Annotated in this window: 9 protein-coding genes, 1 tRNA gene and 2 pseudogenes; 6 read left to right on the forward strand and 6 right to left on the reverse strand. The window is 64.2% G+C overall.

Annotated features, from left to right (window positions below; all coding sequences use genetic code 11):
* Positions 1-62 precede the first annotated feature (62 nt).
* The gene (locus tag ACZ1G0_RS06915; RefSeq protein ID WP_472736274.1) at positions 63-563 is read right to left on the reverse strand and encodes a Hint domain-containing protein; all 501 of its coding nucleotides are present in this window, start codon (positions 561-563) and stop codon (positions 63-65) included.
* Positions 564-849: 286 nt separating this feature from the next.
* On the opposite strand from ACZ1G0_RS06915, the gene ACZ1G0_RS06920 reads away from it, so the two are divergent.
* Positions 850-934: transfer RNA gene (locus ACZ1G0_RS06920), tRNA-Leu, on the forward strand.
* Positions 935-994: 60 nt separating this feature from the next.
* On the opposite strand, the pseudogene ACZ1G0_RS06925 reads toward ACZ1G0_RS06920, so the two are convergent.
* Positions 995-5,705 (reverse strand): annotated as a pseudogene (locus ACZ1G0_RS06925) (RecQ family ATP-dependent DNA helicase).
* Between the two features lie 770 nt (positions 5,706-6,475).
* On the opposite strand from ACZ1G0_RS06925, the gene ACZ1G0_RS06930 reads away from it, so the two are divergent.
* From ACZ1G0_RS06930 to ACZ1G0_RS06950, 5 genes are all read left to right on the forward strand, one after another.
* Entirely contained in the window at positions 6,476-7,792 is a 1,317-nt protein-coding gene (locus tag ACZ1G0_RS06930) for a DUF4147 domain-containing protein (protein WP_472736275.1), read from the forward strand.
* Positions 7,716-8,168: a DUF1499 domain-containing protein gene (locus tag ACZ1G0_RS06935; protein WP_472736276.1), complete on the forward strand. Its 453-nt coding sequence runs from the start codon at positions 7,716-7,718 to the stop codon at positions 8,166-8,168. The genes ACZ1G0_RS06930 and ACZ1G0_RS06935 overlap by 77 nt, the downstream gene beginning before the upstream one ends.
* A gap of 42 nt (positions 8,169-8,210) precedes the next feature.
* The gene (prfA, locus tag ACZ1G0_RS06940; RefSeq protein ID WP_472736277.1) at positions 8,211-9,266 is read left to right on the forward strand and encodes a peptide chain release factor 1; all 1,056 of its coding nucleotides are present in this window, start codon (positions 8,211-8,213) and stop codon (positions 9,264-9,266) included.
* 4 nt (positions 9,267-9,270) lie between these two features.
* Positions 9,271-10,128 (forward strand): peptide chain release factor N(5)-glutamine methyltransferase, encoded by an 858-nt coding sequence (gene prmC, locus ACZ1G0_RS06945; RefSeq protein WP_472736278.1) that lies wholly within the window; start codon positions 9,271-9,273, stop codon positions 10,126-10,128.
* 178 nt (positions 10,129-10,306) lie between these two features.
* A complete protein-coding gene (locus ACZ1G0_RS06950) occupies positions 10,307-10,864 on the forward strand; it encodes a DUF4167 domain-containing protein (protein WP_472736279.1) in 558 nt (185 codons plus the stop codon).
* A 135-nt stretch (positions 10,865-10,999) separates the two neighbouring features.
* On the opposite strand, the gene ACZ1G0_RS06955 is transcribed toward ACZ1G0_RS06950, so the two are convergent.
* From ACZ1G0_RS06955 to ACZ1G0_RS06970, 4 genes and pseudogenes are all read right to left on the reverse strand, one after another.
* Complete coding sequence (locus tag ACZ1G0_RS06955) at positions 11,000-11,632, reverse strand: hypothetical protein (RefSeq protein WP_472736280.1); 633 nt, start codon at positions 11,630-11,632, stop codon at positions 11,000-11,002.
* Positions 11,629-12,467 (reverse strand): annotated as a pseudogene (rsmA, locus tag ACZ1G0_RS06960) (16S rRNA (adenine(1518)-N(6)/adenine(1519)-N(6))-dimethyltransferase RsmA). The gene ACZ1G0_RS06955 and the pseudogene rsmA overlap by 4 nt, the downstream one beginning before the upstream one ends.
* Positions 12,467-13,429 carry a 4-hydroxythreonine-4-phosphate dehydrogenase PdxA gene (gene pdxA, locus ACZ1G0_RS06965; protein ID WP_472736281.1) on the reverse strand — a complete coding sequence of 321 codons (963 nt, stop codon included), beginning with the start codon at positions 13,427-13,429 and terminating at the stop codon, positions 12,467-12,469. Before pdxA ends, rsmA begins: the two are co-directional and overlap by 1 nt.
* Positions 13,426-14,655, reverse strand: coding sequence for a peptidylprolyl isomerase (locus ACZ1G0_RS06970; RefSeq protein WP_472736282.1), 1,230 nt, complete (start codon positions 14,653-14,655; stop codon positions 13,426-13,428). The genes pdxA and ACZ1G0_RS06970 overlap by 4 nt, the downstream gene beginning before the upstream one ends.
* Positions 14,656-14,681 lie beyond the last annotated feature (26 nt).

The following is a 14,681-nucleotide window of genomic DNA, read 5'->3' on the forward strand; positions in this document are numbered from 1 at the left end:
AGACTACCCTAACAGTGCCGTTCAGTGAATCCCCTCATTTCATAAAATGCGACAGGTCCGGATCAGGCTGCCGCTTCGACCAGATCTGCCACGCAGATGCCGGAGCCCAGTTCCAAACCGTTGGCATACAGGATGTGGTCGTCGTCAAAGTGCAGCTCGAAGAAGGTCGCCGGTGCGGCCTCCATCTCGGCCATGAAGGTGCCATCGGTCAGACGCCATGCGGGCACGAGGGCCGCGTCGGATCCAAACAGGGCTTCGGCCCGCCAGTCGCGCAGGTACAGGTGCTGGCCGGGGGCGACGTAGACATCACGGTCCGGGCGACCAAGGCCAAGGCTGTCGGGGCGGATGCGCACACAGGCGATGGCGTCGACGTGGCGGCGCGAAATGGCGCGCAGGGGCACCATGCCGCGGTCGCGGGTGATGATGCGGTCGCCGACCTTCAGGTCTTCGATGGCAGTCTCGCCGCGGGCTGTCAGAATTTTGGTGCCGGAGGTGATGCCAGTGGCACGTGTCCGAGCTACGGTGTTGGTCAAGTCGCGAGCGTTGCGCAGTTGCATTGTCATCAGGTGTCCCTCCGTCGATGTCCCTAGATAGCCTTTGGATTCGGGCGAGAATGGGGCGCGTCCGGGGCGGTGGTGGGGAAATGCGGGGGCAGGCCTTACTCTGATTGTGGTGTAGGGGGCAGGGACCCACCACATCTTGAAATTCTACCTTGCGACACGCGCTGAGCGGACGGCAATCGCAGGTAAGGGGGACACGTCTGTGGTTTTCCCCTGCGGCGCAAACAGCACGGTTCTGGACGATTTTGGGGTTTTCAGCCGCGCGGGTGCTTGCTATGCCGCGCACAGTGCGGGTGTGGCGGAATTGGTAGACGCACCAGATTTAGGTTCTGGCGCCGCAAGGCGTGGGGGTTCAAGTCCCTCCACCCGCACCACATTGAGGAACTCCCGTCCGCTGACCGCCTGTCTTTGAGTTTTTCCAAATCAACTCAAGGTCATCGCGGCACGGAGAACACCATTTCCGGCAAAACCGTTTCCCATTCATCTTGTTTGATGTGACGCTGATACTCTTCTTGGTTGTCGGCTTTCCGCCAGACCACGATTGCGCCAACGGTCCCCGAAAGAAATCTGCTGCCTTCGGGCGGCGTCCAGTTTTTCGCCATGTGGCCAAGCGCCCGCCCGTGTATGTCCCGGATAACCCAGTGCGGCGCGCGGAAGTCCAAGGTGATCTCGTCCCCGGTTTGCGCATCGCGGATCGCTGCATGGATGGGATCATTTGGCCGCTTCCGCCCTGCAAGAGACAGATCGACCGATTTGAGCGTGGAAAGCTGGTAAGCCCTGTCGGGGCTACATGTTTCCAAGGTCCCGGGCGTTATGACCCGGCGCAGGATCGCGTCACTTTCGCCGGTCAGCAAAGCATGATCGCTGCTGGTCATCACCGCAAGGCTATGTCGGGCGCGGGTCATGGCGACGTAGAACAACCGCCCTGGTGCAGCGGCGTCCTCGTTTCGGGACGCTCGGTCCCAGCCGCCATCCAGGATCACCACATGGTCGAACTCAAGCCCCTTGGCCCGGTGCGCGGTCGTCAGCAAAAGCCCTCGTTGCGCGCCGCGGGTGTCGCGGGCCCATTCCGCGATCCATTCGATCACATCCGGCGCGGGCATGGTTTTGTCCTGCAACTCGCGGGCCAGATCCGCGACGCCTTCGGCAAGGAGTTCGGTCCACTTACTGCCTTTCTGCGCGTTCAGCGCGCCAAGAATGTCCTCGAGGCCAAGCAATTCCCGGCCCTGTGCCCGCAAAGCCGCAACAAAGGCCTGGGTTTCGCGCAGGCGCCAGATCGTGGGCAGATCCTCGTTCGCCATATCGACGGAAATGCCCTTGGCCTCGGCGGTGCTGCGCACGGCATCAAGGCTCTTCCAATCGCGCGAGATGATGGCTGTTTTTCGCCAGTCCCATTGCGGGTCTAGCGCGGAAAGGCGCAGAAGTTCATCAATCGCCGCGACGGCTTGCGGCGCCAAGCCGGGCGGGACATCCAAAAGCTGTACGCGGCCCTGCGCGAGCGGGTCCGCATTGGCCATACGGCCCCCGGGGTGTCCGACGCTGCGCGCGGTGTTGATCCGAATGGGCGTGTCCGCCTTCATGCGGTCCGGGGCCATTTCGATCACGGCGTTGGAGGCAGCGATGATGTTGGCCGTGGAGCGGTAGTTTTCCACCAGAAAGGATGGTTTGGCATGATAGTCAGCCTCAAAACGGCGGATGAAATCGACGGATGCACCGGTGAAGGCGTAAATGTTCTGATCATCGTCGCCGACCGCAAACAGGCTTAGCTTGAGGTCTGCATCCTCCAGCGACCGCCCAGCGACGGCAGAGATCAGCGCGTATTCCTCTGGCCCGATGTCCTGATATTCGTCGACCAAAATCCAGCGATAGCCGTCCAGAAGACTGTCGCGCTGCGCCTCCGCTTCGGATTTTGAAAGGCCATCGCCGTTCAGCAACCCCGTAGCATCCGTAACGATCCGGTCGAAATCGGCGTTTTGGGCGTCAAAGCCCGAAAAGCTTGCACCGACCAGACGCATCGCCAGCGCATGGCAGGTGCAGATCGTCACGCCGCGTGCATCCTCGCCCACAAGCGCGGCCAGACGCGTCCGGATTTCGGACGCAGCATGGCGATTATAGGCCAGTACAAGAATGCCGCGCGGGTCCTCGCGTTTGACCCTCAGCAGATAGGCCACCCGGTGCACAAGGACTCGTGTCTTGCCAGACCCGGGGCCTGCGAGCACCAGCACATTGATGCTGGCCCGGTCATCGGCGACAATGCCCTCTTGGGTCTTGTTGCCGAGATCCTCAACTGTCTTCTTCCACGAGGCGCTGGTGGTTTGCCGGCGCATCTCGCGCGCCTTGCCTGGCATCCAGCGTTTCATGAACTGGTCCTGATTGAGGAGGAAGTAATCCTCGGACAAACGCATCGCATCGGGCATCGCGCCCAGCCCGGTCTCGGCGTAATGCGCCATCACATGGGTTTGCAGGTTTTGCTCGGCGTAATGCTCTTCGAGCGGGGTGAAATGGGCCTGCGTGAATGGACCGCCCTTGGGATTGAGCTGCACGGTCATGGCTTGACGGAAGACAGTCAGCCCTTTGCCAAGGTTCAGAACACTCTGTTCATGCAACCACAAAAGCGCCCTTTCCATCAGCCGGGTCATGTCCGTCACGCCTGAGGTCTTGAGAAAGGCGTCCTGAGCCACCGCAGCAAGCAAGTCGCCATACGTCGTTTCAACCTGTAAATCCTTGCCCCGGGTGCCTTGGGCCAGCTTTCCCGTCAGATGGGACAGCAGCAGCGAGGCGGCCGTGTGCCGGACCGCTGCGGTGCGCACAATGCTGCGCCATGGACGAAGCAACGTGACCATCACAGTCTTGCGGCTGGCCTTGCGCAGGCGCAGGTTGCCTGTTCCGCCATCCAGATCGCGCCCGTCGCGGGTCATGCCGCGCAAGAGTTTGTCGATCTGATCAGGGCGCACATCGGCATGGCCTTGCGCCCTGAGCGCGGTGCAGGCCTCTGGCAGGTTCAGCGGGTAGGGAACGTTTTCGTCGGCATCGGGGGCAAGCTCTTGCATCTGAGCGATCAGATCGCGCTCACGCTCGGTTGCCTTGGTCAGCCGCGCAGCCGAGGCATCCGCGACACCCACGTGCACAAAGGCCGTCAGAGCCATGTCATTGCGTGCGATTTCGAAGGTTTCCAACGTTGCCAATGCCTTGGGCAGCGCCCCTGGCGTCAGCCCGGCCACACCGCAGAGCACATCGGTCGACACACCTTCATCGGGGGCGGCCTGCATCAGGTGCCGCACAATTGCCAATAGCGCGTTGCGATGCGCCATGGTGATTTCGGCGCCCGCCAGCTTGGTCTTGGCCTGTTCAAGCAGAGCGCACGGTCAGGGACGAAGGAAACACCCGCACGCGGTTTTCCTCGCGCGACAGCAGCTGCGCCTCTTCCAGCCAGGACACTGCTGTCTTGACCCGCGTGTCATCGGTCGCGCTGTCGCGTTCGAAGTCTTGGTCTTTCTCATGCCGCACGATCTCGCCCGAGGTGGCGACGACCGCGCCAGATTTCTGTGACTTGTCGTCGATCCGCCGCAGCGCTTTGAGGATCGCACCGATCTCGTGCCGGGCAAGGCGCGCGCTGGCGGTCAGACTGAACTGCCGCTCCACATCATCGGCGGCAAACAGCAACACGCAATTTGCATCCAGCCGGTCGCGACCGGCGCGTCCCGCCTCTTGCAGGTAGTTTTCGAGCGATCCAGGGATGTCCGCATGAACCACCAAGCGGATGTCGGGCTTGTCGATCCCCATGCCAAAGGCGTTGGTCGCGGCGATCACGCGCAAATCGCCCACGCGGAAGCGTTCCTGCACGTCTGCTTTGTCGTCGGGGCTGAGACCTGCGTGGAAATGGGCCGCATCAAGGCCCTGGGCCTTAAGAAACTCGGCCACGCGTTCTGTTGATTTGCGCGAGGCACAATAGACCACCGCGCCGGACCGACCCTCATTGGGCAGGTTCTGCTCGATGACCGTCAGCACATCCCCCAGTTTGGTGGTCTTGGTCGTTGGTTTGACCTCGAATGTCAGGTTCTGCCGGGTGCTGCCGCCATCCAGCAAGACCAGCGGCACATCCAGGCGCTCTTGGAAATGGTCGACAATCTCTTTCACCACTTCGGGCTTGGCGGTCGCGGTCAGGCAGATGATCGGGGCGGGCGGCTGATCGTTGGAAAACTCGCGGATGAAGCGGCCAAGATAGCGATAATCGGGGCGGAAATCGTGCCCCCATTTCGACAGGCAATGCGCCTCGTCGATCGCCCAGAGCCCGACCTCGCGCTGCGCCAGCACCGAGCGCACGCTGGTGCTGCGCAATTGCTCAGGTGAGATAATCAAGATGCCAGCCTCACCCAGCCGAACTTTGTCAAGCGCGTCCTGACGCTCTGGCATGGACAGCATGCCGTTGATGGTCACCGCGCAGGTGAGCCCCGCGCGCTCCATCCCCTGCACCTGATCGGCCATCAGGGCGACCAGCGGTGAAATCACCACGGTCAGCGCGCCTGTCTTGTCGAACCGAGACAGCGCAGGCACCTGATAGCATACCGATTTACCGGTGCCGGTGGGCAGAATGCCCAGCACGCTTTGACCCGACATCGCCTCATCCACGATTCGCTCTTGTAGCGGGCGCCCTTCGGGATCCACGGGGTGCGGGCGGTAGGCTTCGAACCCGAACCATTTCTGCAAGGCTCGTACGGGGTCGTTTTGCTCTGCGCACCACGCGCAGCTTGCATTGCCGCAAGACGTATCGCGCAAGTGTTTGACGATCAGCGACGCCTCGCGAAACTGCGCCCGGACCCAGGGCGGCATCACGGAATCCCCACCGGCGACCGTGATCCATGCCAGCGCATAGGCCATGGGCCACCCGTTCTTGGGGCTTGAGAGCCGCTCCAGAGTTTGCGCAAGCCGCGCGCCGCAAACCTGTCCCGCGAGCATGCGCACCAACGCCTCTGTCGCCTGCGCTTCAGTGGGGCAATCCCGCCCGCGCACATGCGCGAACACTGCATCGAACCCTGACATGCCCTCCGCTCGGGTCGTCAGGTAGTGATAGCAGGCAAGAGCGTCCGGATTGCTTTTGTTCAGCGCGGCAAAAGCCTCAAGCTGATTGCCCAGCACGTCGAACACCAGACGCGCGTCCAGTTCGGGGTCGTTGACATGGCCCGTCGCAAGCCGACCGTCCTGATAGTGTTTCACCAAATGGTGGTAGGGGTTGCGCGGAAAGGCCAGCGGGTTGAGCCACAGTGTATCAATCGCCCCCGCCACTGGCAGGTCGGGTTTGAGCGCCACGAGATGGGGCAGATCATGCCCGAGTATATTATGCCCAAGCGGGTGCTGGGCGGCTTCAAGCGCTCGGTGCAGGGCATCGAGGTCCTGTGGGCGCACGCCCTTTGAACACTTCAGGATTGCCGCATCGCCCAAGCGAACGGCGGCAAGACCAAACACTTTTGCCGATTTGGGATCGACTTCGATGTCGATTGACAAGCAACGCGCCAAAAACGTGTGATGGTGCGAGCCCATTTCAAAAAACCTCTCAATTTGAGGCAATTGAAAGGTTTTTTTTCGGGGGCGCAACCCGCCTGTTCATTTCATTCCGGCCTTTGGTACTTTGATGACAACCCCGCACTTTGTTTCGTTTTACCGGTGCCTGTCGTTCATCTTCGAAGATACCCGGCAAAACGGGGTCAATCAACTTGGCGGTCGTCGCGCATATGACCCGTCTTGGGATTGAGGAGCGCAAGAAGTTTTGGCCGCGCCTCGGCAGAAGTACCAGCAGCAGCGCAGGCTCGCTTTCGAAAGTCTAGTTTGACGCCAGATAAAGGGTCTGGCGCCCCAAGGCGTGGGGGTTCAAGTCCCTTCACCCGCACCATAGACTGTCCCCAAATCAAGGGGGCGTCATGGACCGCGAAACCATTACCAACATCTTTATGGCAGGCGTGGCGGCCGCTGATCCGGGGCAAGCCGTCGCCCGGCATATCGCGGATGTGCCGCCCCCGACCTTTATCGTGGCCATTGGCAAGGCGGCCTGCGCCATGGCCGAAGCCGCTTTGGCCGCGCATCCGGGTGTGCCCTGCCTGATCGTTACCAACCCTGAAAACGCGCGCCCTGTGCCCGGGGCACGGGTGATGACGGGCCAACACCCGGTGCCCGATGACACTTCGGCGGCGGCGGGGCAGGCGGTGCTGGCCGCCCTCGAGGCGCTCGGCCCGCAAGACCGGGTGCTGGCGCTGATCTCGGGCGGGGGGTCGGCGTTGATGGTGGCCCCGGTCGATGGGATCACCCTGTCCGACAAAATTGCTGTGAACGAACTGCTCTTGGCCGCGGGGCTCGACATCGTAGCGATGAACACCGTGCGCCAAGCCCTGAGCCGGACCAAGGGCGGCGGGTTGCTGCGCGCGGCGGCACCGGCGCAGGTGGTGACTTTGGTTCTGTCGGATGTGGTGGGGGATGACCCGCGCGCCGTCGCCTCTGGCCCCACGGCAGCGCCACTGGGGGACCGGGCAACGGCGCGCGCGATCCTGGCCCCGCTCTGGGACCGCGTGCCCGAAGCTGTCCGCCACATCCTGTCCGGGGACGAGGCGCAGGCGACACCGCCCCAAGGCCCCATCGCGATGGTTGGATCGAATGGCCTGTCCGTTGCGGCCATGGCCCGGGCGGCCCCGCAGGCTTGGGTCGATCCCGTCCCGCTGGAGGGTGACGTGGCCGATGCCGCCGCCCGCGTGACCGCCCGCGCAAACCAAGGTCCCGGCCTGTCTCTGTGGGGCGGCGAGATGACTGTGCGCCTGCGCGGCACCGGGCGGGGGGCGCAACCAGGAACTGGCCTTGCGGGTGGCACAGGCCTTGGCGGGGCGCGCGTTTGTGTTTCTGTCCGGCGGCACCGATGGGCGCGACGGTCCAACGGATGCAGCAGGGGGCCTTGTGGACGGGGGCACCTGGGGGCGGATTGCAGACGCGCAGGCTCTGCTGGACAACAACGACAGCTACGCCGCGCTGGCGCAGGCGGGGGACCTGCTGCGTATCCCTGCCACCGGGACAAACGTGGCGGACCTGCAAATCCTGTGGGTGAAATAGCCGCTACCCCTCGTATCCCGCGCCGCCCATGTTATCTAAGAGGCTACGCAGACAAAGGACGCCCCCATGCTGATACGGATTGCCATCGCCCTTCTGGCCCTTGTGATGATCGCCGACCTTTGGATCAGGATCGCGCCCATTGACACGGCCACTTACCACGTTCGCCCGGACGGGGCAGAGCGGACGGGCAAGCCCAACGACTACCTCGTGGCCCCGGGCGGCGACCGCGCGCCCTTGGTGGCCGAAGGGGTCAGCGCCGCCGATCTGGCCGCCCGCCTGGACGAAGTCGTGGCGGACGAGGCGCGCACGGTTGTCCTTGCAGGCAGCAGCGCAGAGGGGTTCGTCACTTACGTGCAGCGGTCGCAATTGATGGGATACCCGGACATGATCTCGGTCACGATCACTGACACCGACGCAGGGGCAGAGATGCAGATCTACAGCCGCTCGCGCTACGGACACTCCGACCTTGGGGTCAATCAGGCCCGGGTGGAACGCTGGATCGCGGGGCTTGGCCTTTAGGTCGCCCTTGACCCGACCGCCCCAATCGGACAAGCCACGCCCATGATCCCGATGGAAACCCTTGCCCAGATCACGACGCGGTTCGAGTATCTCGAAGCGCGGCTGAATGCGGGCCCCGACGCCTCCGAAATCGCCGACCTGACGCGCGAGTACTCCGAGGTCAAACCCGTGGCCGAACAGGTCGCCGCATACACCCGGCTGTTGCAAGACATCGACGAGGCAGAGGCGATGCTGTCCGACCCCGAAATGGCCGAACTGGCCGAGGCGGAGTTGCCGGAGCTGCGCGCGGCGCTGCCCGATGCAGAACACCACCTGCGGCTGGCCCTGTTGCCCAAGGATGCGGCCGACGCCAAACCGGCCATTATGGAAATCCGCCCCGGGACGGGTGGCGACGAGGCGGCCCTGTTCGCTGGCGATTTGTTCGCCATGTACCAACGCTATGCCGAACGGAACGGCTGGCAGGTCGAGATGATCGAAAACCAGTGGACCGAACTGGGCGGCGTCAAGGAAGTCACCGCCCGGATCGTGGGGGAAAACGTCTTTGCCCGGCTGAAATACGAAAGTGGGGTGCACCGGGTGCAGCGCGTCCCGACCACCGAATCCGGTGGGCGCATCCATACCTCCGCTGCGACCGTGGCCGTTCTGCCCGAAGCAGAGGCGGTGGATATCGACATCCCCGCCACGGATATCCGCATCGACACCATGCGCGCGTCTGGGTCCGGCGGGCAGCATGTGAACACGACCGATTCCGCCGTGCGCATCACGCACCTGCCATCAGGCATCGTTGTCACCAGTTCCGAGAAGTCCCAGCACCGCAACCGCGAGATCGCCATGCAGGTCCTGCGTGCTCGTCTTTACGAGGCCGAGCGGGAGCGCCTGCATTCCGAACGCTCTGCCGACCGCAAGGCGCAGGTGGGCAGTGGCGACCGGTCCGAACGCATCCGGACCTACAACTTTCCTCAGGGACGGATTTCGGATCACCGGATCAACCTGACCCTGTACAAGCTGGATGCCATCCTTGGCGGTGATCTGGACGAGGTGATTGATGCCCTGACCGCCGATGCCCAAGCGCGCCAATTGGCAGAGATGGAGGGCTAGCGCGGTGGCGCAGACGCTGCGTGCGCTATGGCTGCGCGGCCGGGCCGCCCTGTCTGCCCTGCCTAGTGCCGAGGCGGAGCGTGACGCCCGCCTGTTGATCCAGGCCGCCCTGCGCTTTACGTCCGCGCAATTCATGGCGCGCCTGTCGGAGCCAGTTGCCGCAGAACAGGGGGCGATGGATCATCTGGACTGGATGATTGCCCGTCGCGCCGCCCGTGTGCCGGTGTCTCATATCTTGGGCGAAGTGGTGTTCTGGGGCCGCACCTTCGAGGTGACCTCTGCCACCTTGGCCCCCCGCGCGGACACCGAAACCCTGATCGCGGCGGCTTTAGCGGACCCGTTTGACACGGTCTGGGACCTTGGCACGGGCACGGGCTGTATCGCCGTAACCCTGCTGGCCGAGGCGCGCGGCGCGCGGGGGCTCGCCACGGACATCAGCCGGGACGCGCTGGATGTGGCCACCCGCAACGCCGCGCGCCACGGGGTGGCCGACCGTCTGGAACTGCGCGTGGCGGATTGGGCAGACGGCATGACCGGCGCCTTTGATTTGATCGTCTGCAACCCGCCCTATATCGACGCTGCAGTGCTGGAGACGCTGACCCCCGAAGTGCGCGACCACGAACCGCACTTGGCCCTGTCCCCGGGGCCGGACGGGGTGGAGCCTTACCGCACCCTGTGCCGCGACTTGCCCCGGCACCTGACCAGCGCGGGGCGCTTGGTGTTCGAGGTCGGGCACGATCAGGGGGCGGCTGTGGCGGCCCTGATGCAGGCGGCTGGGTTGGACGATGTGCGCGTGATCCAGGACATGGCGGGCAAGGACCGGGTGGTCACAGGGCGCGCGGCCCCCTTGGCCTTGGGCTAGGAATATAGATTTTTCACCACTTTACGCTTGAATACGCAGGGTTTGCGTGGTTATTGGAGACAGGTCGCGCGCGGACCATTGGCTCCCGCGACCGATGTCAGGACAATCGGGCCCTTCGCGCAAGACGCGCAACAGGACAAAAAACAGCCCGCCTCGCTTGCTGGAACAGAACACACCTATGAGATCATCCAAATCCCGTTCGCGGAACAAGAACCGCAACCGCCAAGGTCAGGTCGGCAACGTCGTCAATCGCGTCTTTGACAGCTCTGGCCCCGAGGGGAAGGTGCGCGGCACCCCCCAACAGGTCATCGAGAAATACAACCAATTGGCCCGCGATGCGCAACTGGCCGGCGATCGGGTCGCCACCGAGAACTTCCAACAACACGCAGAACATTACACCCGCCTTCTGGCCGCTGCGATGAAGGAGCAAGAGGCCCACCGCGAACGTCAGGAAGCGCAACAGCGCGAACGCCAGCAGCAACAGAACGAAAAGCGGCAACAGCGTCAAGACGGCCCCGCCGAGGGCGCGCAGCAGCCTGATGTGGCGGAGGCCGAAGACAGCGGCCTTGTGGAAACGCCCGAGGCGAAAGAGGCCAGCGATACCCCGTCCGAGCCTGCCCCCAAGCCCAAGGCCAAACGTGCCCCGCGCACGCGCACCCGGGCAAAAGCCCCCAAGGGCGAGGATGGCAAGTCCGACGGCGAAGCGGCCCCACAGGAACCTTCTGCCGCCGAATAAAGCTGCGGTGATTGTTCAAGAAAGCCCGTGATGCCCTTGGTATTGCGGGTTTTTGTTTTCCGCGTCTTCTTTTGTTGTGAAGGCGGAAGCCTCCGGCGCAGGGTAGATGGGGCCCAAAGAACAAGGGCGCGGCGCTTATTTGGTCAAGGTTGCGGCCAGACCAAACGCCTCTACCTCGCGCGAGATGCGGCAGTGGGCCAGAAGGTAGAGGTTGGATGTGTGCCGCGCCTGTCGGAACCACGCCAGCGGCGTTTCGGGATAGGGGCCGGTGGCGGGGCAGTCGCGCACGGGGACCGGGCCCTTGGCGATCCATTCGGCCAATCCTTCCTCGCGCCAAGTCTGGGTCCGGCCGGGCCAGGGCAGGGTATGGGCACGGGCGACGTGCACCAACTCGTGGCGCAGGATGATCGGGTCCACGCCCCGGGGCGCAAGCTGTACCACCCATGTCCCATAGGTGATGCCGTATGCCCCATTGATCCCCAGACGCGCGTTGCAGGGTTCCGTCAGACACAGGATGACGGTCGTGTTCGTTGTGCCGGGGCCAAACAGCGCCTCGATATCCGCGCGTCCGCGGGCGACCATGCCGGGCAGGGCGAGGCGCAGGGCGAGGGCCGGGGTGTCGGTCAGGATGCCCGGCGCAATGGGGCTGAGGCCGAAGCAACCGGGGCACAGGGTGGCAAGAACCGGGGTGAAGGTCACGTAGAACAGGGCGGCGGTGGCAAACATCAGGGTGGCAAGGGCCAGCCACAGTTTGCGCAACCGCTTCACTTGGCGATCTCGCGGGCCAGGGCACAAAACCCTTCCAGCGGGACTTGTTCCGCGCGGTCCGTGGGTTTCAGACCGGCAGCCAGAATGCGGTCCTCAATGTCGGGGGCTGCGCCCTTAAGGGCCGCGCGCAGCATCTTGCGCCGCTGGTTGAAGGCCTGGGCCACGACGCGCGACAGGGTTGCCGCGTCCGCTGGGTATCTAGGTTCGGTCCGCGCGCGCAGGTGCACCACAGCGGAATGGACCTTGGGCGGTGGGGAAAACGCCTCGGGCGGCAGGGACAGGGCGATATGCGCCTCGCACCGCCACTGGGACAGGATCGCCAGCCGCCCGTAGGTTTTGGAGCCGGGGGCGGCCACGATCCTTTCCGCCACCTCGCGCTGAAACATCAGGGTCAGGCTGTCCCACACGGGGGGCCACGCGGGCGGCGTCAGCCAACGCACCAGCAGTTCGGTGCCCACATTGTAGGGCAGGTTGGCGGCGATCTTGATCGGCGGGGTCAGGTGGGCCAGCGGGTCGATATCCAGGGCGTCGCCCTCAATCACCTGCAACCGGCCGGGGTACTTCGCGCCAATCTCGGCCAAGGCGGGCAGGCAGCGAGGGTCCTTTTCCACGGCCAACACCCGGCGTGCGCCTTCGGCCAGCAGGCCCCGGGTCAGGCCGCCGGGGCCGGGGCCGACCTCCAGCACATCCGCGCCGGACAGGTCGCCCGCGATCCGCGCAATCCGCGAGGTCAGGTTCAGGTCCAGCAGAAAGTTCTGCCCCAACGCCTTGCGCGCCGACAGTCCGTGGGTTGCGATTACGTCACGCAGGGGGGCAGGTCGTCGATCTGTGCCATCAGCCGCGCCGCGCGACCATGTCGGCGGCCATGTCGATGGCGGCTTTCATGGAGGTGGGGTTGGCGCGCCCCGTGCCCGCGATATCAAAGGCCGTGCCATGGTCCGGGGAGGTGCGCACAAAGGGTAAGCCGAGGGTGACGTTGACGCCCCGGTCGAAGTCTAGCGTTTTGATGGGGATCAGGGCTTGGTCGTGGTACATGCAGATCGCCGCGTCATAACGGGTGCGGGCGGCCGCGTGGAACATCGTATCGGCGGAGTGGGGGCCGGTGATGGTAAGTCCGCGCTGACCGTAGCCCGCGATGAGGTCTGCGATCCAGTCCAGCTCCTCCCGGCCCATGGCGCCGCCTTCGCCCGCATGGGGGTTCAGGCCCGCCACGGCGATGCGCGGGTTCTGGATGCCGAAGGCCGATTGCAGGCCCGCATGTGTGGTCTCGATTACTTGGGACAGCAGGGCGGAAGTCAGGGCCCGTGGAACCTCTGACAGCGCAATGTGAATGGTTGCGGGCACGACGCGCAGGGCATCGCTGGCCAGCATCATGACGACCTGCACATCGCCTGCCAGTGCCGCGAGGTATTCGGTATGACCGGGATAGGCAAAGCCCGCTCCGTCTTGCAGGGCCTTTTTGTGGATCGGTGCTGTAACCACCCCGGCACATTCGCCCGACTGTGTCAGGGCGACAGCGCGGGCGATGACGTCAATGATCCCTTGCGCTTGGGCGGCGTCGGGCTGTCCGGGGCGCGCAGGTCCGGTCACGTCCATGGGCAGAACCGGCAGGCCCTGCGCCATGGCTGCGGCGGCCTGTGCGGGGCTGTCTACGACCTGTACTGGGCCGTAGTGTGCGAAGTGATCCGGGTTGCCAAGGGCCAATACGACGGGGCCAGCGGGGTCGTAGGCGCGGGCTACCACCTCTGGGCCGATGCCGGCGGGCTCGCCGCAGGTCAAGACAAGGGGGCGTGTCATTCCAGCGTTTCGATGATGGCGTCTGCGCGCAATTCCTGCAGGTAGCCCTCGGCGTAGCCTCCGATCCGCTGCTGGAACAACCGCTCGCGCACTTGCGCGCGGGCGCCTTCCTCGAATTCGGTCGTGCGGCCACACAGCATGATGAAACGCACAAAGCCTGCGGGACCGGTGAGCGCAGTCGAGACTTCGTTGTCGTCCAGCTTGGCCAATTCCATGGCAAGATCACCGGGCATGTCGTTTGCGGCGCGGGCCTCGCGGATAAAGGCCTCGGGCGGCAGGTTTTGCGCCGTACCGTAGAGGTCATCGCAGGTGTCGACTGCATCGCGCAGGCGCGCGGCGGCGGCTGCATCGGGCAGGGCGATTTCGGCATATTCGATTGCGAGTGTGGCAGGGGCCGTGGGGGCCAACTCTTCCAGGTCGCGCAGTTGGAACAGAGCGATGAAGGCGCCCATGTTCACAGGCTCGGACGTCTCTCCGGGGGCGAGGGTCAGAATGGCAGAGGTGATCTGGGGTGGCAGATTGGACAGGGGCACCCAGTCCAGTCGACCGCCCCGGGGCGCTGTGGACGCGCGGGAATACCGGCGCGCGGCAGCGGCGAACTCTGCCGCACTGTCGATGCTGGCGGACAGGCGTTCGGCAAGGGCCGGGGCGGCTGTTGGATCTTCTGGATCAATTGGGATCGCAATTTCGGACATCAGAACACGGGCAGAGCCTTGGGTGGCGGTCAGAGCAAGCGCGCGATCCACTTCGGCCGGGGTGATCTGCGCGCGTGCGGCAAAGCGCTGTCGGACCAGTCCACGCCAATACAGGCCGTTGCGCACAAAATCGCGGAAGGTTTCGGCCGCCACACCGTTTTGTTCGATGGCAGCGATGAAGGCATCGGGTTCCAGATTGGCCCGGCCCGCAAACTGAACCATTGCAGCGTCCAATTCCTCCGGTGATACGGTAACCCCGGCGTTGCGGGCGGCTTGGACCTGCAAAGTCTCGGAGATCATGGTCTCGGTGACACTGTCTTGCGATGTGCCCGGCGCGCGCAGCAAGGTCAAAAAGGCAAATCGTTGATCAATTTGAAACCGGTTGATGCCAATGCCATTGACCGTCACCTGAGTGGCGAAAGGATTGCCCTGCGCCTGTGCCTCTGGGGTAGCCAGCGGGCCGCTCAGGGCCAAGGGAATTGCCAGGCTCAGGACCTTGGCGGCCGCGATGATCCGGTGTTTGACTGTCATGGTGATATGTTCCACCCGTAGATCCT

Source organism: Thalassobacter sp. HA4-2 (assembly GCF_055693705.1).

Excerpts from the sequence above, each read along its gene's own strand:
- ACZ1G0_RS06915 (WP_472736274.1), bottom strand. The coding sequence starts at position 563 with ATGACAATGCAACTGCGCAACGCTCGCGACTTGACCAACACCGTAGCT.
- ACZ1G0_RS06930 (WP_472736275.1), top strand. The coding sequence starts at position 6,476 with ATGGACCGCGAAACCATTACCAACATCTTTATGGCAGGCGTGGCGGCC.
- ACZ1G0_RS06935 (WP_472736276.1), top strand. The coding sequence starts at position 7,716 with ATGCTGATACGGATTGCCATCGCCCTTCTGGCCCTTGTGATGATCGCC.
- prfA (WP_472736277.1), top strand. The coding sequence starts at position 8,211 with ATGATCCCGATGGAAACCCTTGCCCAGATCACGACGCGGTTCGAGTAT.
- ACZ1G0_RS06950 (WP_472736279.1), top strand. The coding sequence starts at position 10,307 with ATGAGATCATCCAAATCCCGTTCGCGGAACAAGAACCGCAACCGCCAA.
- pdxA (WP_472736281.1), bottom strand. The coding sequence starts at position 13,429 with ATGACACGCCCCCTTGTCTTGACCTGCGGCGAGCCCGCCGGCATCGGC.
- ACZ1G0_RS06970 (WP_472736282.1), bottom strand. The coding sequence starts at position 14,655 with ATGACAGTCAAACACCGGATCATCGCGGCCGCCAAGGTCCTGAGCCTG.